The organism is Pandoraea pneumonica (assembly GCF_902459645.1).
Taxonomy (GTDB): domain Bacteria; phylum Pseudomonadota; class Gammaproteobacteria; order Burkholderiales; family Burkholderiaceae; genus Pandoraea; species Pandoraea pneumonica.
The window spans coordinates 590159-615240 of sequence record NZ_CABPSK010000002.1 but is presented as its reverse complement, the minus strand read 5'-3'; the positions used below and the strand labels follow the sequence as shown (position 1 = coordinate 615240).

The following is a 25082-nucleotide window of genomic DNA, read 5'->3' as shown; positions in this document are numbered from 1 at the left end:
TCGCCCTTGTTTGGCCTTAGCGCAGCAGCGCCGCCACTTGCGGCTCGGCGCCTTCCGTCGGCGTGCGCTTGAAGCCGCTCTTGGCAAAACGATGCCAGCGGCCCAACACGTACGACACCAGCAGGTTCGCGCGCGAGTTCGCGTCGAACGTTTCCGGCAGCGTGCCTTGCGCAGACGCCAGACGCAGCACCTGACGCAATGACGCCTCGATGCGGTCGAGCAACTGGTTCATGCGCTCTTGCAGGCGCTCATGCTCGCCCACCAGCGCTTCGCCCGTCAGCACACGGGTCATGCCCGGGTTCTTCTCGGCGAAACCAAGCAGCATCAACACGATGGCGCGTGCTTGCGTCACACCGTCCTGATCCTGTGCGGAGATCTGATTGATCAGACCGAAAATGGTCTGTTCGATGAACTCGATGAGCCCTTCGAACATCTGGGCCTTGCTCGCGAAGTGGCGATAGAGCGCCGCTTCGGAGACATCCAGGCGCGCGGCGAGCGCGGCCGTGGTGATCTTCTCGCCCTTAGGCGTCTCGAGCATGGCCGCGAGGGTTTGCAGAACCTGCACACGGCGCTCGCCCGGCTTGGGGCGAGTGGTCTTCACCGGCGCGGGTGCGGCCTCCAGCGCATCGGCGGTGCCGTAACCGGCTCCGCTCGAAGAGTTTTCCTGCTGCATCGTCTGGTCGTTATCGGTAGGGATTTGATTGTCGGGCGGCCCGGGCGATTCGTCTCGCGCCGGCCCCGGTCGCAAGGCGCGCCCGTAACTCGCGCAGAGATTGTACTTTGATATCCACATAGTGTGGGCGCCCACTGCGCGGCATCACGTCGCCGTGGCTGTTTCTCGTCGGCAGATGTCCCGTAATCCATACGGTGCCGATACCGAAATGCCGCAGGTGCTTGAGATGCGAACGGGTGTCCTCGACCAGCCAAGTGCGGTGCGGCGCCAACCCCTCGCGCACCAGCAGCCGACGCAGCATGATCGCGTCGGGTTTGGCCCGCCACGCGCGGCGATCGGCCATGTCTTCGATGCTCACGCAGCGTTCGAAGTGTCGGCGAATTCCCAAGGCGTCGACAATCGCCATGGCGTAGCTTGCGGGGGCGTTGGTCAGCAGAATCTTGCGCCCGGGCAACCCGGCGAGCAGGCGTCCCAGCCCGCGCTCGGCGCGCAGCACCTCGGCCAGCGGCGGCAACTCATGCACACGCGCCAGAAAATCGTGCGGATCGATCGCGTGGTGCTTGATCAGCCCCAGCAGCACGGCGCCGTAACGTTGCGTATAGGAAAACCGCAGATGGTTCGCCTCGTCACGGGGCACGCCCAGCTTCTCTTCGATATACGCCGTCATCGCGCGGTTAATGCGCGGAAAGATCGCGTGCGACGCGCGGTGCAGCGTGTTGTCGAGGTCGAACAGCCAGACCGGACCGCGTCCGCCGTGTTCGCTGCGGGCGCGGTTCGCTCGGCGGCGTCGGCTCAGTACGTGAGAAGGGGACACGGGGGACACCGGCATTTGGGAAGACGGCGCCCGGCGGGCACCGCAGCAGACCACGGAAAGGCAAGATGCTATCGCGCAAGCCCCGCTTTGACAAATCGGCTCAGCCTGCCTTACGCCTACCTTATTCGCGCCATCCCTTCATCACCTCGATGGCGAGCGCTCACCACGCTTCCCCGCGCCATGCCCCGCACCGCCTACGCGCTTGCGTTGTCTTTCGCCCTCACCCGCAACAGGCTCACGACACCACCCAGCGCAGCAAGTACCGTTGCCGCCACCATCGCGGCGCGGGCACCGTCATCGCCATAGACATCGAAGAGCAGCGCGACGAGCGCCGCACCGAGCGTCATGCCCACGGTGCGCGCAATCGTCATCAGCCCGCTCGCCGCCCCACTGCGCTCACGCGGCGCGCCCATCATGATGATGCGATTGTTGGGCGTCTGGAAGAAACCGAACCCCACACCGCACACCGCCATGCGCGCGGCGATACCCCAGTTCGACACATCCGCCGGGAGCCACGCCAGCGACGCCAGTCCCACCGCAAACACCCCGAGCCCCAGCGCACTCATGCGCGCACTATCGAAGCGGTCCGACCAGCGTCCCGCGAGCGGTGCCACGAACACGATCACCAACGGCCAAGGTGTAATCAACAGACCGGTCACCGCCTCACTGCGCGCCATCGCATGCTGCAACAAGAACGGCATGCCGACATACGACAACGTCTGCGCCATATAACAAGCCACCGACGTCAACGACGACAGCGCCAAGACCGGCACGCGCATCAAATCCAGCGGCAGCAGCGGTGCCGTCTGCGCACGTTGATGTCGAACGAGAATGACGGCCACCACAAGCCCCAGCACGATCTGCAATGCCGCGACGCCATGGTGACCGGCTTCACCGACATGCCCCAGCCCGATGATGATGAGCGCCAATGCCACCGCATTGAGCAGTGCGCCGGGCACATCGAGCCGCCGTTCGGCCCCCGGCGTCGCGGGCAGGAAACGCGACGACGCGGCGAACGCCGCCAGTCCGATCGGCAGATTGATCGCAAAGAGCCAACGCCAGTCGCCCAGCGAGAGAATCAGCGCGGCGGCACTCGGCCCCGCCGCCGTCGACAACGCCACCGTCAGCGCGAGCAAAGAAATTGCCCGGCCGCCCATATTCGGTGGAAAGACCATACGAAGCAGCGCGGGCACGATGGTCGACATGCACGCACCGCACAAGCCCTGCACCACGCGTGCCGCGACGAGCCACGCCAAGTTCGGCGCCAGCGCACAGCCGAGCGACGCCACCGTGAAACCGGCCACGCCGAACAGAAACACGCGCCGATAGCCAAGCTTCTCGCCCAACGCGGCGAGCGGCAGCACTGCCATGGCGAAGATCAATTGATACGCGTTGACCACCCATACCGTCGCCGCGGGGTCGGCCATCAGATCGCGTGCGATGGTCGGCAACGCGACATTAGCGATAGAGGCGTCGAGATTACCGAGGAAAGTGCCGAGCAGAATCGACGGCACGGCGATGCGCCGCGCGCGAGCGCTCAGTCCGTCGGCCAGTGGCGCGGAAGCAGGCATGGATTGGGTCACGCTTTTGGACATGCGCAGATTACCGGAAATGCGTGAAACGCGAGAAACGCGAGAAACACCAGAAACACGTGAACGAGCCGCGCCAGCGAAGGCCAAGCTGCCGGGCTGCACAGCGAGGAAAAATGGACGGCCCGGGAGAACGGTTGACTGGACCACCCGGGCCGGGCAGGAAGATCGCGTGCGATGGTGCAGCTCGGGGAATGTACGGCTGCACACGGGGCGGCCACGCGACGTCTGCCGGATCACTCTCTCGTGGTGCGCGGCACCGCCACCACGTCGTATGCCGCAGCAAGAGGGAGTGACGCGGTGCCGCGCGTCATGTGAACCGCCCCCCCGGACGAATTCACGCGCACAGCACCGCGTATCTGGCTAACGCGAACCGAGGTTCGCGTCAGAACATCGACAACAAAAAGCCAACGGGTTAGCCCGATCAGAACGTGTGCTGAATACCCAGCATCGTGCCGAACTGGTTACCGCCCGTGACCACCGAACCGCCAGCGGCAATCGCCACCGCACCGTTCTGGCTATTCGCCACCCAGCCGGCCATGCCGTACAGCGACGTACGCTTGGACAGCGAGTACGTAGCGCGCCCGATCAGCATCGTCGCGTTGGCGCGGCTCTTGAGTTGGTAGCGAATCGCCTGTGCGTCGAACGCCCACGTGATCGTCGGCAAATACGTGAAGCCGATGAAGTAGATGTCCGAGCGCAGCGATGCGGCATCGGCGCTCACGTTGCGGTGAATCCAGCCACCGCCCACGCGGCCCGTCGACCACTTGTAGTACGCGTTGATCACCGAGTGCGAATCGGTGTACTTCGAGCTCGTGAGCGGTGCGGCGGCGCCCGTGTTGCCGTTCATCTGGTCGTACGAAGCCGAGATACCGAAGTTCTCGTAGTCGTAGCCGATCAAGCCGGTGAATTGCTTACACGCTTGGTAGTTGCCAGCCACGTTGCCCGCGCAGTTCGTCGCCGACGGACCACCCGCGCTCGACGCATCTCGCCCGAAGCTGTACGTCGCACCCAGCGTCACGCCGGAGAACTTGCCCATGTAGCCGACGGCGCTGTCGCTGCGCGCATTGGCGATGTACGGGTCGATACTGGCGAGCGAGAAGATCGACGGTCCGATCACGTCGGCGTTGCCGGTCACGTAGAACGTCATGTTGTTCTGACGGCCGATGAGCAACGTACCCCACGAACCCGACAGACCGACGTTAGCCTGACGGCCGAACAGACGCCCGCCGTAGTTCAGACCGCCCGTGCCCGGCTGGAAGCCGTTTTCCAACGTGAAGACGGCCTTGAGACCGCCGCCCAGATCTTCCACACCCTTGAAGCCGAAGCGCGACGGCACCTTGCCGGTGAGCGTCGGTTCGCCGATGAAGCTGCCGCCGTTGGCGGCATTGTTGTAATAGGCGATGCCGGTATCGACAATCCCGTACAACGTGACGTTGCTTTGTGCTTGTGCCAGGCCTGCACCCAGCATCAGGCCAGCGGCCAATGCGTATTTCAATTTCACTTCTGTCCCCTTGTTTTATAAATACACAGCTACTACCCCACGCCAAACGTCGGACTGATGGCGTCAACGCGCCGGCCCGCCTTTTGACTTCTTTTGCCCTGCTACCTCCAAATTGCCTAAATTGCCCAACTTGCGCGCGGCGTGACCCCTCACGCCTCGCGCACAAACGTGAACCGCGCTTCGCGTCGCGCGATACGCCAGCCTTGTGCCGTTTTCACGAACGTGTCTTCGAACTCGCCCATGACTTGACGGCCCTGCGCCGGACGGCCAAACGGCCCCGGCGAGGCTTGTGTCGACCCGCTCCACAGCAGCACCGTGCTGCTGCCGATGGCGCCGGTGGGCGACGTCACGTCGATCAGCACGTTGCCCATGAGATGCCGCGTCATCCGCTCGGCAGGACGATCGGCATACGCCGCCGCAATCGCCGCTGGCCCCACCAGCGGCGCTGCGCCCGGACGCACGAGTACGCCGTTCTCGGCAAACAACGCGGCGAGTCCTTGCGGATCGCGTCGGTCGTTGCAAGCGGCAAAGCGCATCACGAGGTCCTGACACGCCTGCTTGGCGAGCATCGCGTCGAGCGTGTTCTGATCGAGGGTGTGTGTCATATCGGGAAAGGTCATGCCTGCACTCCGGCCATGCCGTGCGTGCGCGTATCTAGCCACGCTTGCAATGCAGCGGCCACTTCCTGCGGGCGCTCCATCGGGCTCATGTGGCCGCTGTCTTCGATCACGCTCAGCTTTGCGCCGGGAATCGCTCCGGCCATGATTTCGTGACGAGCGAGCGGGCTCCACGTGTCTTGACGGCCACACAACACGAGCGTCGGACAATGAATGCCGCCGAGTTGCGGCGTGGCTTCCGGACGGCCCAGCAGCGCGTGAATCTGCGCAGCGAATTGATCCGGGTTGCTGCGCTCGATCATGTCGAGAATCGCGTCGAACAGCGGCGTGCCGATCTGGTCCGGATGCACCATGCCGGTGGCCCACACTTGGCCCATCGCGCGCATCCCGGCTTCGCGCGCACGTGCGAGCAACGCCGCGCGGCCAGCGCGCTCCTTCTCGGCGGCTTCGCCTTCAGGCAATGCCTGATAACCGGTGTCGAGCAATGCGAGATGCGTGACACGCTCGGGTGCGAGGCGCACCACTTCCAGCGCGATGCGCCCGCCCATCGAATGCCCGGCCACCGCGAAGCGCGGCTCGGCGACACTCGCGAGCACGTGGCGCGCCATCGCTTCGATGGAATCGAGCATGCCCCACGCAGGCACGCGGCAATCGTGTTGCGGCAGCAAGGCGGCGGTGGCGGCCCACGCCACTTGATCGCAGAGCAAGCCGGGAAGCATGAGCAACGGGGGACGCGCGGTGCTCATGCGTTCCCTCCCTGCGCCCAAACGCTACGCGCAATACACACCTGACCGTCGAAGAGCCAGCGTGCAGTGCGCAACAAGCCCGCGCCAGTGACTTCGCTGTCACCGGCTTCGTTGCGCGCCAGCGTCAGGCGCACGGTAAATTCGCCCGTCGGGTGTTCGATCGACATCAGCGGCGCGGCGTCATCCGGCACCACGGCCAAGTCGTGACAGACGGTGCCCGGCAGCGCAGCGGCCGTCGCCACACTCACCGCTGCCAGCACGCCAATGGACGAGTGGCAACGATGCGGAATAAAGCAACGCGTCAGCAGCGCCCCGCCTGCCTGCGGTGATGCCACGAGACACATCTTTGGCACGGTGCGCGAGCGCACGTCGCCGAGGTTCATGCGCGGGCCGACGGCCAGTCGAATCGCTTCGATCTTCTCGCGCAGCGCTTGAAACTGCGCACCGCTTTCCAGTTGCTCGCACGACTCGGTGCCCGTGCAGCCCAGATCCGCAGCACGCATCAGCACCAGCGGCATCCCGTTATCGATGCACGTCACCGCGACACCATCCACGACGTCCTGACGGGCACCCGTCGGAAACAACGCGCCGCACGTCGAGCCAGCGGTATCGCGGAACATCAACGGAATCGGTGCGGCAGTGCCCGGCACCCCGTCGATGGCCACGTCGCCGTCGTACTTCACCGAGTGCGCGGGTGTTTGCACCGTCGCGAGTGCGACCTGCCCCGTGTTGACCATATGAATCGCGACATCGGTCACGTCGCCCGTCACCACCACGAGCCCGCGCTCGATAGCAAACGGCCCCACGCCTGCGAGCAAATTGCCGCAGTTCTGCCCGTAGTCGACACGCGCCTCATCGACCACGACTTGTGCGAAGAGGTAATCGACGTCGGCATCGGGCCGCGTCGCGCGCGAGACAATCGCGACCTTGCTGGTCAGCGGATCGGCACCGCCCATGCCGTCGATTTGCCGCGCGTCGGGCGAGCCCATCGCAGCGAGCAACACGGCATCACGCGTGGCGGCGTCGGCGGGCAGATCGTCGGCGAGAAAATACAGCCCCTTCGACGTGCCGCCGCGAATGACCGCCGCGTCGATGCGTGTTTGCGAGTGCTTCACGAGTTCGCCCACGGTCATCGTCACTCGCCTTGCAGTTCGTCGAGCGAGTCGACATAGCGCAAGCCCTTCGCGGCCAGACGTTCGCGCATCTTGTAATAGTCCAGCCCCAACGTGCCGCCTGCGAGCACGCCGCGCTTGTAGGCTTCGTCGGCACCGCGTGCAGCCGCAGCCTTCGCCACCGTCTGCGCCGTGGCGTACGGCACGACCGTCACGCCGTCGTCGTCGGCCACGATCACGTCACCCGGGTTCACGATCTGGTTGGCGCACACCACCGGCACGTTCACCGAGCCGAGGGTTTCCTTCACCGTGCCCTGCGAGGAGATGGCCTTCGACCAAACGGGGAATTTCATCTCGGTGAGCGTGGCGATATCGCGGCAGCCCGCGTCGATCACAAGCCCTGCAACGCCGCGCGCCTTCATCGACGTCGCAAGCAAGTCACCGAAGTAACCGTCGTCGCACGGCGAGGTCACGCCGACGACCACGATGTCGCCCGGTTGTGCCTGTTCGACGGCGACGTGCAGCATCCAGTTATCCGACGGCGGTGCCAGCACGGTCACTGCGCTGCCCGCCACCGCGGCACCGGCGTAGATGGGACGCAGATACGTCGCCATCAGGCCTAGGCGGCTTTGCGCTTCGTGCACGGTGGCACTGCCTGCGCTGCGCAGAATGTCGAGCGTTGCGGCATCGACGCGGGGAATTTGACGAACGACGACGCCGCGAATCATGACAGTTGCTCCGTAACGACGGGCGTCAGACGCATGAGCCCTTCTGCATATTTGATGTCGCGCGAGGCCGTGATGCCGATGTTGCGCTTGGCCTGCACGCCGCGCTGCAAGGCCACGCGCGTGTAGTAATCCCAGAGGTGTTCCTGACCGGCCATGCATTCGATGGCCGCGCGCTTCGTTTCCCACACCGGGGTGATGTCCACGAAGGTGTTGGGAATCCACTCGCACTGTTCGGTCTGATGCGGCTCGAACGCCAGCACGGCGGGCGCGCCGATCACTTTCTCGCCCGGCTTGTGGCCTTCGGCCTGTGCAATCACGCGTGCTTCCTGCGTGACGTGCATCGCGAGCGGATGGTCGAAGTTGTACGGGTCTTTTTCCGAATGGCTCAGCACGAACGACGGCTGCAATTCGCGATAGATGTCGACAAGTCGGAAGAGCGTTTCGTCGGACACGCGCATCGGGTAGTCGCCGATGTCGAGGAATTCGATTTCTGCGCCGAGAATGTCGGCCGCGCGCTGCGCTTCTTCACGGCGTGCTGCCTTGACCTTCGCTTCGGTCATCTCTGCGCCCTTGCGCCAGAGCTTGGCCGACTCGCCGCGCTCGCCGAACGAGAGGCACACGACCTTCATGCGATAGCCCTGCGCCACGTGCGTGGCGATGGTGCCCGCCGCACGCCAGACGAAGTCTGCCGAGTGGGCGCTGACGACGAGGCCGGACAGGCCCGTCGTGTTCGTGTTGTTCTGTGATGTCGTCATGATGTTCATCAATTCCTAATGCATGGGGACGTGGGGACGTGCGGTCCAGCCCCGCCGATCAAACGCTTTCCAAGCCAACCAACGCGCCGAGCAATTCCGGCGAAGCGGCGAGTTCGCTGCTGCGCCCCGCCCACACCTCGCGGCCCCGGTCGAGTACCAGCGCGCGATCGGTCAACTCCAGCCCCAATTCCGCGTGTTGCTCCACGAGCACCACGCCCATGCCACCGTCGGCACGCAGCTTCCAGAACGCATCGACCAATTGATCGACGATCACTGGCGCAAGCCCTTCGAAGGGTTCGTCGAACAGCACCACTCGCGGGTTGCCGATCAGCGCGCGGCCGATGGCGAGCATCTGCTGCTCGCCGCCGGAGAGTTGATTGCCGAGATTGCGACGGCGCTCGGCCAGACGCGGGAACAGGTCGTACACGCGCTCAAGCGTCCACGCCTCGCCCATCGCCGAGACTTGCAGGTTCTCTTCGACGGAGAGAGATTTGAAAATCTCGCGCTCTTGCGGCACCAGCGCGAGCCCGGCGCGCGCCCGCTTGTACGCGGGCCAGTGCGAGATGTCGTTCTCGAGATAGCGAATCACGCCACCGTGGCGCGTGGTCAACCCGAGCAGGCTGAGCAGCAACGTGCTCTTGCCCACGCCGTTGCGACCAAGAATGGCGATGGCTTCGCCAGCGGCCACGCGCAGGCTCAAGTCTTCGAGCACGATGGTCTCGCCATACCCGGCGGACAGGCCACCGGCTTCGAGCAGAATGTCAGTCATGGCGACGCCCCAGATAAATGTCTCGCACGCGCGGGTCGCGGCGCACTTCTTCCTTCTCGCCTTCCATCAGCACGGCGCCTTCCACCAGCACGGTGATGCGGCGCGCAAAGCGGAAGACCAGATCCATGTCGTGTTCGATCACCATCACCGCCACGTCTTCGGGCAGGCGTTCGAGCAGATCGAACAACTTGCGACCTTGCCCGGAAGGCACGCCTGCGACGGGTTCGTCGAGCAGCAGCACTTTCGGATCGAGCGCCAGACCGAGGGCGATTTCCACCTGACGGCGCTGGCCATAAGCCAATTCGTCGATGCGACGGCCTGCCAGATCGAGCATGCCCAGTGCGCGCAGACGCTCGGCGGCTTCTTCCACCACCTCTGGGCGATTCGCCAGCGGCTTACCGATGCGGCCATCGAGCCCGCGGCGCGACGTGAGCGCCAGCGCGACGTTCTCGGCCACGGTGAGCGTGTTGAACAGCGTATTGAGCTGGAACGTGCGTGCGAGGCCCAGCTTCACGCGCTTGTGCGACGCCATCGACGTGACATCCGTGCCGCCCACACGCACCACGCCCGAGTTGGGCTTGAGCACGCCGGTCAGCAGGTTCATCAACGTGCTTTTGCCTGCACCGTTCGGCCCGATCAGTGCATGACGCGCACCGGCTTGCAGCGAGAGGCTGACATTGCGGGTCACGTCGAGCTGGCCGAAGCGCTTCGACAGCCCTTGAATTTCGAGTGCAGCGCTCACGACGTCACCTCCTTATCGGTGCTCGCCTTGGGCTGGGTTTCGGCAGGCACCGGCACGTTGCGACGGCGCGCACGCAAGGCAAAGCGATCGACCACACCGATCAACCCGTCCGGCGCGAACCGCACTACGACGATCAGCAGCACGCCAAGCGCCGCCAGCCAGTTCGTCGGATCGATGGCCGCGATACGGTCGGACAACACCATGAACACCACCGCACCGAGCACCGCGCCGTAGAGGCGTCCCGTGCCGCCGAGTGCGAGCATCACCAGCACGTTGGCCGACAGCGTGAACGAGAGCGTGTCGAGCGCCACGATGTTGTTGACCTGAGCGGAGAGCGCACCGGCCACACCGGCCACGGCGGCCGCAATCGTGTAGAGCATCAGGCGGCGGAAGCCCACGCGCACGCCAAGCAGCGACATGCGCATGGCGTTCTCACGAATGCCCTGCACCGTCAGACCGAACGGCGAATTCACGAGGAATTGCGTGAACAGAAACACCACCACCAGCACCACGAGCGCGTAGATGTAAGCGGTATGCCCGTAGATATCGAACTCGAACAGGCCCAGCACCGGCGCGATGGTGTAACCGGTCAGACCGTCGTCGCCCATCGTGATCGACTTGGCGATGTTGCCCGCTTCGTACAGCAGCGTGGCGCACGCGAGCGTGAGCATGATTTGCGTCAGCCCACTCACGCGCAGCACAACGACGCCGGTAATCAGCCCGACCACGGCGGCAACGACAGCGCCAGCGACGAGACCCAGCAACGGGTTCGGCGAGACGTGCAGTGCGAACAACCCGGCGGCATAAGCCCCGCTGCCGAAGAACGCCGCATGGCCGAGGGTTTCGATACCGCAGTAGCCCTGCACGAGATCGAGCGAGAGCGCAAAGATGATCATGATCACCACGCTCGTGGCGAGCGCGAGATACAGATCGGCGAAGAAGTATGTGGCGACCGCCGCCACCAGCAGGAACGCGTCGAGCAGGCCAAGCCGCTTGCGGCGCAGTGCCGGGGCGACTTGGGCCGCACCACCAAGCGTCGAGGGATTCGTGTTTTGCATCGTCACCCTCCGCTCACGCACGGCCGACCAACCCTTGCGGGCGGATCAGCAGAATGGCCAGCACGGCCAGATAGATCATGAAAGCACCGAGCGCGGGAACGTAGTAGCGGCCCAGCGTGTCGATCAGACCGAGCAGCAGACCGGCGTACAGCGAGCCGCGCAGGCTGCCCAAACCGCCCGCCGCCACGACGATCAGCACCAGCACGAGGTACTTCAGGCCGTAGTACGGCTCCAGCGGCAGAATCTGGCTGGAAAGCGCACCGCCCAGACCCGACAGGCCGCAGCCGATCGCGAACGTGATCGAGAACACGAGCGGCACGTCGATGCCGACGCAGCGCGCCATACGCGGGTTGTCGACGGCGGCGCGCAGCTTGGCACCGAACGGCGTGCGCTCCAGCCCCCACCAGATACCGAGGGCGACGACCGCGCTGCACACCAGCGCGAAGATGCGATAGACCGAGACCGAGAAGCCGCCCAGATCCCACGTACCGCGCAGTCCTTGCGGCACCGGAATGGTTTGCAGTTCCGTCCCGGCGAGATGCTTGGCGATGGCGCAGATGATGAACGCCAGCCCGATGGTCATGAGCAACTGCCCGAGACCGTTCGCGGTGTAGACCCAGCGATACAACGTGCGCTCGAGCACGGCGCCGAGCACCATCGTGCCGGCCACGCCGACGAGGAGCGCGACGAAAAAGTCGAGGCCGGCGTGTTGCATGGCCCACAAGGTGAAATAGCCGCCGATCATGGCAAAAGCGGAATGCGCGAGGTTGACAACGCGCATCACGCCGAGCGTGACCGTGAGACCTACAGAGATGAGAAACAGCAGCATCCCGTAAGCCACACCGTCGATCGACAACGACAGGAAGGTGGCAAGCGATTGCGTCATGAGGAATTACCGGGGCGGGGGGAGCGAGCGCGTGGGCGCTCGCTGTCACATCGATTGCGTTGAAAAGCTTCGATTGGGTGGCTTACTTGGCGGCCACTTGCGGGTGGCTGATATGCCACGGCTCGACCACCGACTTGAACGTTTCGATGGGCTTGTTGCCCAGCTTGCCGTCGATGGTTTCCACGCGGCGGATGTACACGTTCTGGATGATTTCGCGCGTCTTCGGATCAATCGACACCGGCCCGCGAGCGCTCGTCCAGGCATAGCCCTTCACGGCGGCGATGGCCTTATCGGCGTCCTTCTTGCCCTTGGTCGCCTTGATCATCTGCGCGATGAGCGTCATCGAGTCGTAGGCCGAAACCGAAGCGATCGACGGCAGTGCACCCGGGCCGTACTTCGCCTTGTAAGCCTTCACGAACGCGACGTTTTCCGGCGACGTGAGGAACGGCGAGTAATGCAGTGCGGTGATGGTGCCCAGTGCGCTGTCGCCAATGGCGGGCAGGTCGGACTCCATCGTCTCGGTCGTGGCGAAAAGCTGAATGCCTGCCTTGTCGAGTTCACGCTCCTTGAAGGCCTTCACGAAACCGGCCGACATCGGGCCCACCGGCATGAACATGAAGACGGCTTCGGGCTTGGCATCGCGCACGCGTTGCAGGTAGCTCGAGAAGTCCGTCGTGCCCAGCGGCACCTTCACTTCCACGCTGATCTTGCCGCCAGCCTTCTTGAAGGTTTCCGAATATGCGTCGATCGCGTCGTAGCCCGTGGCGAAGTCGGCCACCACGATGGCGGCGTTCTTGATGCCCTTGCTCGCGGCGTATTCGACGAGCGGCACGCTCACGGTCCATTGCGTGAAGCCGGTGCGCACGAAGTACGGCGACTTGAGCGTCACGCTCGACGTGCCCGAGTTACCGATCACGAGCGGCGTCTTGGTTTGGTTAGCCACGTCGGCCATCGCCAGCACGTTCGGCGTGAACGAGCCGCCGAACAGGTATTGCACCTGATCGCGCACTACGAGTTCCTGCGCCAGTTGACGCGTGCGTTGCGGGTTCACGCCGCCTTCGTCGCGCTCGAGAATCACGAGCGTGTCGTCGCCGACCTTGTTCTTGTTCTGCTCCATCCACAGGTTGATGCCGCGGCGGTACTCGGTGCCCCACCACGAAGCCGAACCGGAGAACAGGCCCAGCACGCCGATCTTGATATCGTCGGCGCGAGCCGCCATAGAGGTGAACTGGCAAACGCTCGCAAGTGCCACAGCGAGCCACAAGTGGCGCTTCATCATGGTGTCGTCTCCTCGTCGGCGTCGCGCGCCGCTCCGTTTTTTGATGAGGTCCACGCCGGGGAGGCGGGCCTTTTCGATGATGTCCGGAACAGCTTAGGCAGCCGAAATGGTGGCGTCGAATGAAAGTCCCGCGTCGAGCGTTGCGTTTTTCGTATATCCCCGAGATTTCCCCTACGTAATCGAGGGAATTTGGGCACGCTAATTTCGCGCTGCGGGACACGCGCGGCACCACCGGTGGAACGCCCGCAGCGTAAGGCTGTGCGGGCAGGTGGCAATGCGCGCGTTAAGGAGAGCGGCGCACTCGCGCGAGCGTGTCGCGCGACATGCAAGTCATGGCGAATCCGGCGAATTTCGCCGCGCTCGCCAAGGCCATCATGCGTGGGTGCCGCATGGGCCAGCACAGTGGGGTGTAAGCAAGGACGTACGCAAGCTACGCCCCACGCATCCGCTTAGTTCGGATGCATCACCGACGGGGCGAGGGCTCGCAATTCGTCGAGGAGTTGTTCCGCTGCGGGCGAGAGCAAACCGTCACGGCGCGTGGCGAGCCCAATGGCCCGGCGCGCGTGCTGAAGCGGCACCGGCACGACCACCAGTTCGCCGGTGCGCAACTCCGATGTGATCTGCACCGGGGATAGCAACGCCAGCCGATCGCTGGACAGCAACAGTCCACGCACCACGGGTGAACTGCTCGCATGCACCTGCGTCTGCGGCAACGCCAGCCCTTCCGCACGGAACACGCGCTCGAACACGCCACGCGCGGGCGTGCACGGCAGTGGGCTCACCCAGCCGTACTCCGCAAGTTCCGCGAGCGTCGGTTCGCGGCCCATGGTCAGGCACGGATGGCCCGCACGCGCGACCACCGACAGGTGATCTTCGAAGAGCGCTTCCTGCCGGATATCCGCAGGGACATCGTTCGCACGCAACGCGCCGACGATCATGTCGACGTCCGCTTGGCGCAACTGACGCACCAGCGCTTCGTAAGTGCCGTCGACCACGGTCACCGTGAGATACGGCGATTTGTGCAGCAGGCTGTCGATGGCCTTCGGCAACAGAAAGCCGCTGGACAACGGCAGAGCGGCCACGATCACGGTGCCCTGCTGGCGTCCGCCGAACGGCGCGAGTTCGTCTTCCGCAATGGCGAGTTCCGCGAGCGCGCGTTTGACCGGGCCGAGCAATGCCTGCGCTTCGTCGGTCAGACGCGTGCCGCGCGGCGTACGCCGGAACAGCTTGATGCCGATGAGGTCTTCGAGTTGATCGAGATTGCGTTGAATCGTCGGCTGCGAGCATTGCAGCCGGTTCGCCGCGAGCGAACCGCTGCCGAGTTCCGCCACCGCAATGAAGCTGGTGAGTTGCTGCGGGGCCACCACGGCAGCGAAGCGGCTCGCCGCGCGCGCGCCGCCGTCGGCTTGCGACGCCGTCGCAGCAAACGCTTCGCGGTAGCCATTGGCCAACTCCGCAAGTGCACGCGTCGCCCGCACGCCCAGACGCTGCCCGGCCGCGTTCGGAATCAGGCCGCGCCCGCTGCGATGAAACAACGGGAAACCCAGTTCGGCCTCGATGTCCGAGATCGACCGCGCCACCGCCGACTGCGACAGGTGCAACATGCGCGCCGCCCGTGCGACGGAGTCGCATTCGAGCACGGCAACCATGGCGCGCAAGCCGCGCAACTTACGGCACAGCAGCGAGGCGTCGTTGTTTTGCGGCGCACGGCTCCACGTGCCGCGCTCGTGACAGGCGAGACTCGACGTCGGCGGGGCGTTGGTGAGACTGATGGCGGTGTCGATCGACATGCAAGGCGTCCGGCTCAGCGCATGGTCGGCACGCGACGCGTTGCCATGAAGTCATCGAACGACTCGCCACGCATGATCGCGTACACCTCCAGATTGGTCTTGCGCACCACACGCGCAAACTTCTCCAACACGAAGAAGTTCACGCCGTGGCGCACGAGCCCGAGCCAGTCCTGCGCTTGCACCAGCGCCTGCTCTTCGGCGGACAAGCCTGCCGCCGTCATCGCCGTCACGGGGTCGCTCAAGTACGTCTCGCGGTTTTCGGCGCGAATCATGTGCCAAAAGAACCGGTTGAGCGCGAGCGTGCGATTGCTCACGCGCAAGTCGAATGCGTAAGTCCCGGTGATCGTCTCGATGCCTTCGAGTTGCGGATTCATGCGGCTTCCTCCTCGTAAAGCGCGACGGTCATCGCGGTCGTCGTGGCCAAGTAGTAGTTCAGATGCAGGCGTTTGATCTTCGGGCCGAGCGCGCCGCGCATCGACAGCCACATGATCTGCTCGACGCTTTCCGCGCCACCGCGTCGCACGTAGTCGACGTGCTTGAGTTCGGCCAGCGTCTCGGGTTCGTGCTGAAGCAGTTCGAGGAATTCGCGATCCCACGATTCATCGTTGAAGCCCGTGCGTTCGCCGTGAATCTGATGCGAGAGGCCACCGGTGCCGACCACGACCACGCGCAGGTCTTCCGGATACGATTCGATGGCGCGGCGCACCGCCTGCCCCAGGCGGTAACAGCGACGGCCGGTCGGCAGCGGGTACTGCAACACGTTGATGGCGATGGGCACCACCGTGCCGGGCCAGTCCGGCTTATGCGGCCAGAGCAACGGCAGCGGCGACGCGCAGCCGTGATCGATGGGTTTGTCCTGAAAGACCGTGAGGTCGAATTCGTCGTTCACGAGCGATTCGGCAATGTGCGCTTGCAACGCCACGTCGCCGCGAATCGGCGGCAGCGGACGCAATCCGGCGCCCTCATCGGCAATCGGGAACGACTCGCCCACGCCCAGCGCGAACGTCGGATACATGTCGAAGAAGAACGTCGTGGCGTGATCGTTGTAGAAAAACACGAGGACGTCGGCCTGCTTCTCGGCCAGCCATTTCGCCACAGGCTCGTAGCCCTGAAACAGCGGCGCCCACGCGGGATCCTGCTGCTTGCCCTTGTCGTACGCCACGCCGATGGTCGGCACGTGCGACGTGCCAATCCCCCCAATGATCTTTGCCACGATAAGTCTCCGTCTCTTGTCTTGTAGTGCCGAGAGGGTGCCGCGCTCACGCATGGCTCCCCCCGCATTTATGCAGGGCCGAGTCTAAACGGGATCCCGTATTTGCATAAACAAGGGTATCTACTGATGCGTTTTGGATTTATGGGATCCCATAATGAAAAAAAGGCGGTATCCGGGAGACCGGCAACGCCATCCAGCGATCACGAGGAAATGCATGCTTCACCCCACGCCGACCACCGTCCAACTGCGCGAGATGATTCTCAAGGGCGAGCTCGCCCCGGGCGAACGGCTCGCCGAAGCCAAGCTCGCCGAGCAACTGGGCGTCTCGCGTATGCCGATTCGGCAAGCGCTGCCGGTACTCGCCGAAGAAGGGTTGGTGGTGCGTGCCGGGCAACGCGGTTACGCCGTGCGCGCGCACACACGAGACGAGAGCGTCGAAGCGCTGCACTTGCGCGGCGCGCTCGAAGGTTATGCCGCGCGTCTGCTCGCCGAGAAGGGCGCGAGTGCCGAGTTGCTGAAGCAACTGCGCGACTTGCTCGCCGAGGGCGATGCGCTGCTGGCCGATCACACGATGACGCCCGAAGTGCAAATCGGCTACGCGTCGCTCAACGCGCGCTTTCACGATCTGCTCGTGACCGGCGCCCATAACCCATTGCTCGAAGGCTTTATCGCGCGCTGCAATCTGGTGCCGTTTGTCGCGCCGCGTACGGTCGCCTTCGGTCACGAGGACCGCCGCCAGTACGCGGACATCATCGCGTACGCGCATCGTCAGCATCACGCCATCGTCGAAGCGATTGCTGCGCGCCAGCCTGATCGCGCCGAATTCATGTGCCGCGAGCACATCGTGACCCAAGAACACAGCATGGGGGCGCAGTTGCTTTGAGGCGTCGCCACGCCCTGCCCGGCTGAATTTTTCTCTATCCCGTATCGAAACAAGAGTGCGCCATCCCCAGGCGCGCCAAGGAGACAAACGATCATGTTCCTCAAAAACACTTGGTATGTGGCCTGCACGCCCGACGAGTTCGCCGACAAGCCGCTGGGCCGCAAGGTCTGCAACGAGCCGATGGTGTTCTTCCGCGATGGCGACGGTAAGGTCGCTGCGCTCGAAGACTTCTGTCCGCATCGCGGCGCAGCGTTGTCGCTCGGGTTCGTGAAAGACGGGCAACTGGTGTGCGGCTATCACGGCCTGACGGTCGATGGCGGCGGCAAGTGCACGAAGATGGTCGGTCAACGCGTGGGCGGCTTTCCGAAGACGCGCGCGTATCCGTGCGTGGAGCGTTACGGCTTCGTGTGGGTCTGGCCGGGTGATGCCGCGCTGGCCAACGCCGACGAGATTCCGCATCTGGAATGGGCCGTGAGCGATCAATGGGCGTACGGCGGCGGCCTGTATCACATCAAGTGCGATTACCGCCTGATGATCGATAACCTGATGGACCTCACGCACGAGACGTACGTGCACGCGACGAGCATCGGGCAGGAAGAAATCGAAGAGGCCCCGCCGAAGACGGTGGTGGAAGGCGACAGCGTGATCACCGCGCGTCACATGGAAAACATCAAGGCGCCGCCGTTCTGGGCGAGCGCGCTGCGCGCTAATGGTCTCGACGATCAAGTGCCGTGCGATCGCTGGCAAATTTGCCGTTTCACGCCGCCGAGTCACGTGATGATCGAAGTGGGTGTCGCGCATGCGGGTCATGGCGGTTACGAAGCCCCAGCGGACAAGAAGGCCGGCAGCATCGTGGTCGACTTCATCACCCCCGAGACCGACGAGTCGATCTGGTACTTCTGGGGCATGGCCCGCAACTTCAAGCCGGACGACGCGGAACTGACCGCCGCGATCAAGCGCGGCCAAGGCGGCATCTTCGCTGAAGACCAAGAAGTGCTCGAAGCGCAGCAACGCAATCTGTCGGCGTATCCGGAGAAGAAGATTCTCAAGCTCAACATCGATGCCGGTGGTGTGCAGTCGCGCAAGGTGCTCGATCGTCTGATCGATGCAGAGCGCGCAGGGGCGGCGCAAGGTTCGGAGCACGCAGCATGAAGGTCAGGCTGGCGAACAAGCGAGATGTCGCGACCGACATCTGCGCCTTCGAACTGGTGAGTCTGGACGGCAGTGCGCTGCCGGGCTTTACCGCTGGCGCGCACGTGGACGTGCATCTGCCGGGCGGCCTCGTGCGGCAATACTCGTTGTGCAATGCGCCGGGTCATACAGGCGACGTGCCGCACTATCGTCTCGGCGTGCTGCGCGACCCCGCGTCGCGCGGCGGGTCGACCGGCATGCACGCGTTGACGGCTGGCACCGAGTTGGAGATTAGCGAGCCGCGTAATCACTTTCCGCTCGCAGATACCGCGAAGCACAGCATTCTGCTTGCCGGGGGTATCGGCGTGACGCCGATTCTGGCGATGGCGGAAGCACTGGCCGCTAGCGGTGCGTCGTTCGAAGTGCATTACTGCACACGCGAGCCCGCACGCACCGCGTTTGGCGAACGTTTCGCGCAAGCGGATCTCGCCGACAAGACCCGCATTTATCACGACAGCGAAGGCGCTCGCGCCGATCTCGACGCGATTCTCGCGCAGCCCTCGGGCGGCAAGCATCTGTATGTGTGCGGCCCGGCGGGGTTCATCGACGCCGTGCTCTCGCGTGCGGAAGCCGCGCAATGGCCGGAAGGCAACGTGCATCGCGAGTATTTCGCTGCGCCCATCGCTACCGATGGCGCGAGCGATGCGCCGTTTCAGGTCAAGCTGCATTCGAGTGGGCGCGTCATCGACGTGAAAGCCGGTGAGACCATCGTGGCAGCGCTGGCAGCACAAGGTGTCGAGATTCAGATGTCGTGCGAACAGGGCGTTTGCGGCACCTGCCTCACGCGCGTGATCGACGGCACGCCCGATCATCGCGACGTCTATCTGACCGATGATGAACGCGCTGCCAACGATCAAATGCTGCCGTGCTGCTCGCGCAGCAAATCGGCCATGCTGGTGCTCGATTTGTAGTTCGCTTCGCATCGTTGAACGACAAAACAAAACGCCCTGCTTCGCGACGCGAGCAGGGCGTTTTGTTTGATACATGACGGCTTACAGCGTCCGGTCTTTCGTCTCTCGCACGAGGAACGTCGAAACCAGCGCCATCGCCGCTAGTACGAGGAAGTACGCGATGACCGGCCAAATCTGACCATGACTCCATGCCAGCAAGCTCGCCGCGATCATCGGGGCGAGTCCGCCGCCGAGCACCGTGCCAATCTGCTTGCCCAGCGATACGCCGGAGAAACGCACACGCGTGTCGAACAACTCCGAGAAGAAGCTCCCTTCCGGGCCGAACATCATCGGGTGAATGACACCGGCACCAATCACGATGGCCATCACCACCAGTGCGGTTTCCTTGCTGCCCATCATCAGGAAGAACGGATAGATGAAGATCGCCGTCGCAGCCAACCCCATCAAGAACATCGGACGGCGGCCCAGCTTGTCGGAGAGCATACCGAACGCGGGAATCGTCAGCATCGCCAGGATGTTCGCGTAGAGCACGCCGTCGGCCATCATGCCGCGCGGCAGACCCAGCGTCTTCGTGCCGTACGACAGCGAGAAAATCGCCACCAGATAGAAGAAGCTCGTCTCGGCCAGACAGATGAAGAACGTGACGAGCGTCGGACGCCAGTAGTGCGTGAGCACTTCCACGACCGGCACCTTCGCAATCTCGCGGTGTTTCTCCACGGCCTTGAAGGTCGGCGATTCTTCCACTTTCAAGCGCACGTAAGTGCCAAGCGCAACCAGCAGCAAGCTCACAAGGAACGGAATGCGCCAGCCCCAGCTAAGCAAATCGTCTTCCGGTAGCCGCGTGATGAGGACGATGGCGAGCGACGCGCCCACAATCGACGTCGGCCCCGCCGCCTGAATCAATCCGCCGAACAGGCCACGCAAATGCGCAGGCGCGCCCTCGACGGTCATCAGCAATCCGCCAACCGACTCCCCGCCCAGCGCGAAACCCTGCACGAAGCGCAGCGTGACGAGCATGATCGGCGCCCACATGCCGATCATGTCGTACGTCGGCAGCAAGCCAATGAGTGTGGTTGCCACGCCCATCAGAATGAGCGTGAAAAGCAAAATCGACTTGCGCCCGATGCGATCGCCGAAGTGCCCGAACACGATACCGCCGATGGGACGTGCGACGAAGCCGACCGCAAACGTCGCGAATACCGCGATCATCCCCGCCATCGGGTCGAGCTGCGGGAAGAACAGCCGGTCGAAGACGATGGGCGCGAGAAACCCGTAGACGAAAAAGTCGTACCACTCGATAGCGGTGCCGAAACAGCTTGCCGCCACCACGCGGCCGTAGCCCGCAGCGGCACCCTGCGGCGCGCTTTGGGTTGCCGCGTCGTTGCGCTGCGATTCCGACATCGGGTTGCCGCCGCCCGCAGGGGCGGTCTCATAAGGTTGTGACACGGTTGTCTCCTCCGGCCGTCTGTTCCGGTCTCCCGGCTGCGGCGGTATGGTGGTCTTGCGTTGCGAAACTTTTGGCTGGCGCGCCGGTTCGCCTTAGAACGGGTAGTGGCGCGGCGTCGTCTGCACCGTCACCCAGCGCAGATCGGTGAATTCTTGAATGCCCGCCTTGCCGCCGAAACGTCCCCAGCCGCTCGCCTTCACGCCGCCGAAAGGCATCTGCGCTTCGTCGTGAACGGTCGGGCCGTTGATATGGCAAATGCCGGATTCGATACGTGCGGCCACTTGCATCGCGCGGGCGATGTCGCGGCTGAATACCGCCGACGACAGGCCGTAGACGTTGTCGTTGGCACAGGCAATCGCCGCTTCGTCGTCCTTCACACGCACGATGCCCTTGACCGGTCCGAACGATTCTTCGCTGTAAATCTTCATGTCGGGGGTGACGTGATCGAGCAGCGTTGCAGGCATCAGCGTCGTCTCGGCACGGCCGCCGCAAAGCAGCTTCGCGCCTTTCGTCAACGCGTCGTCGATGAGGGCGTTGCAGCGCTCGACGGTCGCCATATCGATCACCGAGCCAAGCACGACCGGCCCTTTGCGCGGATCGCCCAGCGGCAACGCTCGGGCCTTGGCGGCCAGCTTTTCTGTGAACGCGTCGGCAATGGCTTCAGCCACTACGATGCGTTCGGTCGACATGCAAATCTGGCCCGAATTGGCGAATGCGCCGAAGGCCACGCCATTCACGGCAGCCTCGAGATCGGCATCGTCGAGCACCAGACACGGCGCTTTACCGCCCAACTCCAGCACCGCCGGTTTGATGTGTTCGGCACAGCGCGTGGCGATGATGCGGCCCACACGTGTCGAGCCCGTGAAGTTCACGCGACGCACGGCCGGTTCGGCAATCAACGCGTCGACAATCGCACCGGCGTCTTGCGGCGCGTTCGTCACGAAATTCACCACGCCCGGCGGCAGACCGGCTTCTTCCAACGCGTCTGCGATGAGTCCGTGCGTCGCGGGACACAACTCGGAACCCTTGAACACGACCGTATTGCCGCACGCAAGCGGCAGCGCCAACGCACGCACGCCCAGAATGACCGGCGCGTTCCACGGGGCGATGCCCAGCACCACGCCCGCGGCCTGACGCAATCCCATCGCGAGACTGCCGGGAACGTCCGACGGAATCACTTCACCCGCGATTTGCGTCGTCATCGATGCGGCTTCACGCAAGCCTTGTGCGGCCAGATGCACGTTGAATCCCGCCCACAAACCCGACGCCCCCGTCTCTGCCGCCATCGCGGCTTGAAACTGTTCGATCTTGGCTTCCAACTGGTCGGCGGCTTTCATCAGCAGCGCGCGACGCTCGGTCGGGCCCGTGCTCGACCACGCCGGGAATGCGGCCCACGCCGCACGAACGGCGGCGCGTGCATCGTCGACGGTCGCGGCAGGGGCACGCGAGGCGACTTCACCATCGAGTGGGTTGCGACGCTCGAACGTTGCGCCGCTGCTCGCGGCAACACGTTGACCGCCGATCAGCATGGTGAGCGTCTGAGGGGTTTGCATGAATATCTCCTTGTTCTCTCGATTCGCGGAATTCGATGATTCGTCACGGCGCAAGCGTCTACTCGCGCCTGCGCGCGCTGTGCATCATGCCACCTCGATCTCCACGAGTCGGGTCTCGCCACTCGCGATCGCCTGCGACAAGACGTCGCGCAGCGCAAGCGCCTGCGTCACGCGCTCGCCGCGCACGCCCATGCCCGCCGCGAGATGTACGAAATCCAGATCGGGCAAGTCGGTGCCCTGCACCGGGTCTTGCGGGCCGAAGCCGAACGACGGTGCAAAGTCTTGCAACGCGGCATAGCGGCGGTTGTTCAGAATCACGAACGTAATCGGCAAGCGCAATTGCGCGGCGCTCCACAACGCCTGAATCGAATACATCGCGGAGCCGTCGCCGATCAGTCCGATGACACGGCGTCCCGGGCTGGCCATCGCTACGCCGACGGCTGCGGGCATCGAGTAGCCGAGGCCGCCGCTGTTCATCGTGAAGAACGTACCGGCCTGCGTGAACGGCAGATACTGCTGCATCACGGAGCGCGCGCTCGGGGCTTCTTCGACGACGATGTCTTCAGCATTGCGCAGGCTCGCCAAGGTTTGCAGCGCGAAGGCGGTCGACATCGGCGCATCGCCTTCGCCCGGTGTCGCGACGGGCGGCACCGCACGCAACATGGGTAGGGCTCGCAAGCGCGGTGCGGCGCGTGTGAGCAGTGCCTCGACACCGAGACGCACATTGCCGACGACCGATGCACCGACCGGCGTCCACGCTGCGACGCCCGGGTCTTCAATCAACTGGAATAGCGCGGCGCCCTCTGGCACGTGCGGTCCCGCGCCTTCCACGTGATACGTGAACGCCGGGGCGCCGATCACCAGAATCAGATCGTGACCGCTCAGCAGGCCGACGATCTTCTCGCGCATCGGCGGCAGGAAACCCGCGAACAGGCGGTGATCTTCCGGGAATGCGCAGCGAGCGCACATCGGCGCCGTAAAGACACGCGCGTTGTGACGCTCGGCCAGCGCGACCACGGCGTCGAATGCGCCCGCCCGGTCGATCGACGAACCGACGACGAACACCGGCCGCTCGCTCGCGTCGAGCGCCGCCCCGAGTTGATCGAGTGCCTGCGCATCCGGCTGCACCCGCGTGCTCACCTGACGCGGCGGCACCGGCTGCGCGGGGCGGTCCCAATCGTCCACCGGGATCGACACGAAAACCGGCCCCTTCGGTTCCTGCATCGCGACGTGATACGCACGGGCGAGGGCCAGCGGCACGTCTTCGGCACGCGCCGGTTCGAGACTGAGTTTGACGTACGGTTGCGGCAATTCCGTCGCGCGCACGGAGGCAAGGAACGGGTCGAACGGCAGGATCGAGCGGGCTTGCTGACCGGCCGTCACGATGAGGGGCGTCTGGTTCTTGAACGCCGTGAAGATGTTGCCCATGGCGTTGCCGACACCGGCCGCCGAGTGCAAGTTGATGAATGCCGCGTTGCCCGTCGCTTGCGCATAGCCATCGGCCATACCGACGACGACCGCTTCTTGCAGGCCCAGCACGTATTCGAAGTCAGGCGGGAAATCGCGGAACAACGGCAATTCCGTCGAGCCCGGGTTGGCAAACACTTTGGTCATGCCGTGGCGTCGCATCAGGTCGATGACGACCTCGCGCACGGTGAGTTGGGAGGTCGTGCTGGCGGCTTCGCCCACACGCAGTTCTCGGCTGTCGTTCATAACTTGCGCTTGTCTCGTTGATCTTGTTGGCCCCGACGGTCTGCGCGATCCGGGCGATCGTCGCGTGTCAGGTAATGCGACCGAGTATAGGCAGCCGATATATGCACTGGAATTGCTTTTGTGTGCCGAAGTCATTACGCTTTTGCATGACTTTGCCGAGCGGATTTCCGTGACGGCTTTCCTTGAGAACGCACGCCCATGAGCCTCAATCTCCAGCAACTGAGAGCGTTTACCACCATCGTCGCGACGGGCAGCCTCGGGCGCGCGGCAACGGAGTTGCATCTCACCCAGCCCGCATTGAGTCGCACCATCAAGCGGCTGGAAACGGATCTGGGCGCGCCGCTTTTCGAGCGTCACAGCAAGGGGATGGAACTCACCGCCGTCGGGCACGCGTTGTTGCCGCACGCGATGCTGCTCGCGCGTGAAGCCGAACTGGCGCGCGAAGAAATCGATGCGCTGCGCGGGTTGTCGAAAGGCACGATCAAGGTCGGCGCGGTCGGGGCTATTGCCAGTCACGTGCTGCCGCTAGCTATCGACCGCGTACTGACACGGTGGCCGAATCTGCGCGTGGAAATCATCGAAGGGGTTTGGGACCGGCTGGCGCAAGGGTTGATGCGCCACGAGATCGATCTGGCGTTATCGACCGTCGCCCCCGACACCGAAGACATCGTCGCGATCAGCGATTGTCACTGGCAGGACGACAGCTTCGTGGTGGCAGGTTGCGATCATCCGCTGCGGCAGAAAAAACGCATTGCGCTCGCTGACACGCTCGGCGAGCGCTGGGCGATTCCGCCGCGTGGCACGGCACCGTATGCGCATATGCAAGGCGTGTTCGAAGCGCATGGGTTGGGCTTGCCGAACATCGTCGTGGAAACGCGTTCAGTGCCGGTGCTCAAGAGCATGGTGGCGCGCTGTGGCTTTCTCACGTGGATGCCAGAGCCGATGTATGACGTAGAAGCCAAAGCGCGCGTGATGGATACGCTGCCGATTCCGACGGTGCGCGCCACGCGCACGTTGACCGCGTTTCGTCGCCGTCAGGGCATTCTGCCGAGCCCTGCGGTGAAACTGCTCGATGAGCTGCGGCGGTTGACGGCGAGTGCTTGAGGGGC

24 protein-coding genes are annotated in these 25082 nt (G+C 64.2%); 4 read left to right on the top strand and 20 right to left on the bottom strand.

The annotated features are described in order from the left end of the window. Nucleotides 1-16: 16 nt before the first annotated feature. The 17 genes from slmA to PPN31114_RS11680 all read right to left on the bottom strand — a co-directional run bounded on the left by slmA (nucleotide 17) and on the right by PPN31114_RS11680 (nucleotide 16275). Complete coding sequence (gene slmA, locus PPN31114_RS11760) at nucleotides 17-673, bottom strand: nucleoid occlusion factor SlmA (protein WP_150679680.1); 657 nt, start codon at nucleotides 671-673, stop codon at nucleotides 17-19. A 10-nt stretch (nucleotides 674-683) separates the two neighbouring features. Beyond that, nucleotides 684-1502: a pyrimidine 5'-nucleotidase gene (locus tag PPN31114_RS11755; RefSeq protein ID WP_174987967.1), complete on the bottom strand. Its 819-nt coding sequence runs from the start codon at nucleotides 1500-1502 to the stop codon at nucleotides 684-686. 179 nt (nucleotides 1503-1681) lie between these two features. After that, nucleotides 1682-3058 carry an MFS transporter gene (locus PPN31114_RS11750; RefSeq protein ID WP_150679679.1) on the bottom strand — a complete coding sequence of 459 codons (1377 nt, stop codon included), beginning with the start codon at nucleotides 3056-3058 and terminating at the stop codon, nucleotides 1682-1684. A 442-nt stretch (nucleotides 3059-3500) separates the two neighbouring features. Next, the gene (locus PPN31114_RS11745; RefSeq protein ID WP_174988108.1) at nucleotides 3501-4547 is read right to left on the bottom strand and encodes a porin; all 1047 of its coding nucleotides are present in this window, start codon (nucleotides 4545-4547) and stop codon (nucleotides 3501-3503) included. A 182-nt stretch (nucleotides 4548-4729) separates the two neighbouring features. Further along, nucleotides 4730-5200: a nuclear transport factor 2 family protein gene (locus PPN31114_RS11740; RefSeq protein ID WP_246182514.1), complete on the bottom strand. Its 471-nt coding sequence runs from the start codon at nucleotides 5198-5200 to the stop codon at nucleotides 4730-4732. Continuing rightward, complete coding sequence (locus tag PPN31114_RS11735; RefSeq protein ID WP_150679677.1) at nucleotides 5197-5943, bottom strand: alpha/beta fold hydrolase; 747 nt, start codon at nucleotides 5941-5943, stop codon at nucleotides 5197-5199. The genes PPN31114_RS11740 and PPN31114_RS11735 overlap by 4 nt, the downstream gene beginning before the upstream one ends. Then, a complete protein-coding gene (locus PPN31114_RS11730) occupies nucleotides 5940-7076 on the bottom strand; it encodes a 4-oxalomesaconate tautomerase (RefSeq protein ID WP_150679676.1) in 1137 nt (378 codons plus the stop codon). The genes PPN31114_RS11735 and PPN31114_RS11730 overlap by 4 nt, the downstream gene beginning before the upstream one ends. A gap of 2 nt (nucleotides 7077-7078) precedes the next feature. After that, a complete protein-coding gene (locus tag PPN31114_RS11725; protein ID WP_174987964.1) occupies nucleotides 7079-7783 on the bottom strand; it encodes a 4-carboxy-4-hydroxy-2-oxoadipate aldolase/oxaloacetate decarboxylase in 705 nt (234 codons plus the stop codon). Then, nucleotides 7780-8538 carry a PIG-L deacetylase family protein gene (locus PPN31114_RS11720; protein ID WP_217426945.1) on the bottom strand — a complete coding sequence of 253 codons (759 nt, stop codon included), beginning with the start codon at nucleotides 8536-8538 and terminating at the stop codon, nucleotides 7780-7782. Before PPN31114_RS11720 ends, PPN31114_RS11725 begins: the two co-directional genes overlap by 4 nt. 58 nt (nucleotides 8539-8596) lie before the next feature. Continuing rightward, nucleotides 8597-9307 carry an ABC transporter ATP-binding protein gene (locus PPN31114_RS11715; protein ID WP_150679674.1) on the bottom strand — a complete coding sequence of 237 codons (711 nt, stop codon included), beginning with the start codon at nucleotides 9305-9307 and terminating at the stop codon, nucleotides 8597-8599. Next, entirely contained in the window at nucleotides 9300-10049 is a 750-nt protein-coding gene (locus PPN31114_RS11710; protein WP_150679673.1) for an ABC transporter ATP-binding protein, read from the bottom strand. Before PPN31114_RS11710 ends, PPN31114_RS11715 begins: the two co-directional genes overlap by 8 nt. Beyond that, the gene (locus PPN31114_RS11705; RefSeq protein ID WP_150679672.1) at nucleotides 10046-11107 is read right to left on the bottom strand and encodes a branched-chain amino acid ABC transporter permease; all 1062 of its coding nucleotides are present in this window, start codon (nucleotides 11105-11107) and stop codon (nucleotides 10046-10048) included. The genes PPN31114_RS11710 and PPN31114_RS11705 overlap by 4 nt, the downstream gene beginning before the upstream one ends. 13 nt (nucleotides 11108-11120) lie before the next feature. Continuing rightward, nucleotides 11121-11993, bottom strand: a complete 873-nt coding sequence (locus PPN31114_RS11700; RefSeq protein WP_150679671.1) for a branched-chain amino acid ABC transporter permease — start codon at nucleotides 11991-11993, stop codon at nucleotides 11121-11123. A gap of 82 nt (nucleotides 11994-12075) precedes the next feature. Next, nucleotides 12076-13272: an ABC transporter substrate-binding protein gene (locus tag PPN31114_RS11695; protein ID WP_150679670.1), complete on the bottom strand. Its 1197-nt coding sequence runs from the start codon at nucleotides 13270-13272 to the stop codon at nucleotides 12076-12078. Nucleotides 13273-13721: 449 nt separating this feature from the next. Further along, on the bottom strand, nucleotides 13722-15062 hold the full coding sequence (locus tag PPN31114_RS11690; protein WP_150679669.1) for a LysR family transcriptional regulator: 1341 nt from the start codon (nucleotides 15060-15062) through the stop codon (nucleotides 13722-13724). A 14-nt stretch (nucleotides 15063-15076) separates the two neighbouring features. Then, nucleotides 15077-15436: a protocatechuate 3,4-dioxygenase gene (locus PPN31114_RS11685; RefSeq protein ID WP_150679668.1), complete on the bottom strand. Its 360-nt coding sequence runs from the start codon at nucleotides 15434-15436 to the stop codon at nucleotides 15077-15079. After that, complete coding sequence (locus PPN31114_RS11680) at nucleotides 15433-16275, bottom strand: gallate dioxygenase (RefSeq protein WP_150679667.1); 843 nt, start codon at nucleotides 16273-16275, stop codon at nucleotides 15433-15435. The genes PPN31114_RS11685 and PPN31114_RS11680 overlap by 4 nt, the downstream gene beginning before the upstream one ends. A gap of 214 nt (nucleotides 16276-16489) precedes the next feature. Between PPN31114_RS11680 and PPN31114_RS11675 the strand changes: the two genes are divergently transcribed. The 3 genes from PPN31114_RS11675 (at nucleotide 16490) to PPN31114_RS11665 (ending at nucleotide 19260) form a co-directional block, all read left to right on the top strand. Further along, complete coding sequence (locus tag PPN31114_RS11675; RefSeq protein WP_058376836.1) at nucleotides 16490-17158, top strand: GntR family transcriptional regulator; 669 nt, start codon at nucleotides 16490-16492, stop codon at nucleotides 17156-17158. A 93-nt stretch (nucleotides 17159-17251) separates the two neighbouring features. Further along, complete coding sequence (locus tag PPN31114_RS11670; protein WP_150679666.1) at nucleotides 17252-18310, top strand: aromatic ring-hydroxylating dioxygenase subunit alpha; 1059 nt, start codon at nucleotides 17252-17254, stop codon at nucleotides 18308-18310. Next, nucleotides 18307-19260, top strand: coding sequence for a PDR/VanB family oxidoreductase (locus tag PPN31114_RS11665; RefSeq protein ID WP_150679665.1), 954 nt, complete (start codon nucleotides 18307-18309; stop codon nucleotides 19258-19260). Before PPN31114_RS11670 ends, PPN31114_RS11665 begins: the two co-directional genes overlap by 4 nt. Nucleotides 19261-19341: 81 nt before the next feature. Here PPN31114_RS11665 and PPN31114_RS11660 read toward each other — a convergent pair whose 3' ends face one another. The 3 genes from PPN31114_RS11660 to mdlC form a co-directional block, all read right to left on the bottom strand. Continuing rightward, entirely contained in the window at nucleotides 19342-20706 is a 1365-nt protein-coding gene (locus PPN31114_RS11660) for an MFS transporter (protein ID WP_150679664.1), read from the bottom strand. 93 nt (nucleotides 20707-20799) lie between these two features. Further along, complete coding sequence (locus tag PPN31114_RS11655; RefSeq protein ID WP_150679663.1) at nucleotides 20800-22260, bottom strand: aldehyde dehydrogenase; 1461 nt, start codon at nucleotides 22258-22260, stop codon at nucleotides 20800-20802. An 84-nt stretch (nucleotides 22261-22344) separates the two neighbouring features. After that, a complete protein-coding gene (mdlC, locus tag PPN31114_RS11650; RefSeq protein WP_150679662.1) occupies nucleotides 22345-23973 on the bottom strand; it encodes a benzoylformate decarboxylase in 1629 nt (542 codons plus the stop codon). A 198-nt stretch (nucleotides 23974-24171) separates the two neighbouring features. On the opposite strand from mdlC, the gene PPN31114_RS11645 reads away from it, so the two are divergent. Continuing rightward, nucleotides 24172-25077: a LysR substrate-binding domain-containing protein gene (locus PPN31114_RS11645; RefSeq protein ID WP_150679661.1), complete on the top strand. Its 906-nt coding sequence runs from the start codon at nucleotides 24172-24174 to the stop codon at nucleotides 25075-25077. Nucleotides 25078-25082 lie beyond the last annotated feature (5 nt).

Excerpts from the sequence above, each read along its gene's own strand:
- PPN31114_RS11695 (WP_150679670.1), bottom strand. The coding sequence starts at position 13,272 with ATGATGAAGCGCCACTTGTGGCTCGCTGTGGCACTTGCGAGCGTTTGC.
- PPN31114_RS11700 (WP_150679671.1), bottom strand. The coding sequence starts at position 11,993 with ATGACGCAATCGCTTGCCACCTTCCTGTCGTTGTCGATCGACGGTGTG.
- mdlC (WP_150679662.1), bottom strand. The coding sequence starts at position 23,973 with ATGAACGACAGCCGAGAACTGCGTGTGGGCGAAGCCGCCAGCACGACC.
- PPN31114_RS11690 (WP_150679669.1), bottom strand. The coding sequence starts at position 15,062 with ATGTCGATCGACACCGCCATCAGTCTCACCAACGCCCCGCCGACGTCG.
- PPN31114_RS11675 (WP_058376836.1), top strand. The coding sequence starts at position 16,490 with ATGCTTCACCCCACGCCGACCACCGTCCAACTGCGCGAGATGATTCTC.
- PPN31114_RS11645 (WP_150679661.1), top strand. The coding sequence starts at position 24,172 with ATGAGCCTCAATCTCCAGCAACTGAGAGCGTTTACCACCATCGTCGCG.
- slmA (WP_150679680.1), bottom strand. The coding sequence starts at position 673 with ATGCAGCAGGAAAACTCTTCGAGCGGAGCCGGTTACGGCACCGCCGAT.
- PPN31114_RS11685 (WP_150679668.1), bottom strand. The coding sequence starts at position 15,436 with ATGAATCCGCAACTCGAAGGCATCGAGACGATCACCGGGACTTACGCA.
- PPN31114_RS11755 (WP_174987967.1), bottom strand. The coding sequence starts at position 1,502 with ATGCCGGTGTCCCCCGTGTCCCCTTCTCACGTACTGAGCCGACGCCGC.
- PPN31114_RS11705 (WP_150679672.1), bottom strand. The coding sequence starts at position 11,107 with ATGCAAAACACGAATCCCTCGACGCTTGGTGGTGCGGCCCAAGTCGCC.
- PPN31114_RS11735 (WP_150679677.1), bottom strand. The coding sequence starts at position 5,943 with ATGAGCACCGCGCGTCCCCCGTTGCTCATGCTTCCCGGCTTGCTCTGC.
- PPN31114_RS11665 (WP_150679665.1), top strand. The coding sequence starts at position 18,307 with ATGAAGGTCAGGCTGGCGAACAAGCGAGATGTCGCGACCGACATCTGC.
- PPN31114_RS11730 (WP_150679676.1), bottom strand. The coding sequence starts at position 7,076 with ATGACCGTGGGCGAACTCGTGAAGCACTCGCAAACACGCATCGACGCG.
- PPN31114_RS11740 (WP_246182514.1), bottom strand. The coding sequence starts at position 5,200 with ATGACCTTTCCCGATATGACACACACCCTCGATCAGAACACGCTCGAC.
- PPN31114_RS11655 (WP_150679663.1), bottom strand. The coding sequence starts at position 22,260 with ATGCAAACCCCTCAGACGCTCACCATGCTGATCGGCGGTCAACGTGTT.
- PPN31114_RS11750 (WP_150679679.1), bottom strand. The coding sequence starts at position 3,058 with ATGCCTGCTTCCGCGCCACTGGCCGACGGACTGAGCGCTCGCGCGCGG.
- PPN31114_RS11745 (WP_174988108.1), bottom strand. The coding sequence starts at position 4,547 with ATGCTGGGTGCAGGCCTGGCACAAGCACAAAGCAACGTCACGTTGTAC.
- PPN31114_RS11720 (WP_217426945.1), bottom strand. The coding sequence starts at position 8,538 with ATGACGACATCACAGAACAACACGAACACGACGGGCCTGTCCGGCCTC.
- PPN31114_RS11715 (WP_150679674.1), bottom strand. The coding sequence starts at position 9,307 with ATGACTGACATTCTGCTCGAAGCCGGTGGCCTGTCCGCCGGGTATGGC.
- PPN31114_RS11670 (WP_150679666.1), top strand. The coding sequence starts at position 17,252 with ATGTTCCTCAAAAACACTTGGTATGTGGCCTGCACGCCCGACGAGTTC.
- PPN31114_RS11725 (WP_174987964.1), bottom strand. The coding sequence starts at position 7,783 with ATGATTCGCGGCGTCGTCGTTCGTCAAATTCCCCGCGTCGATGCCGCA.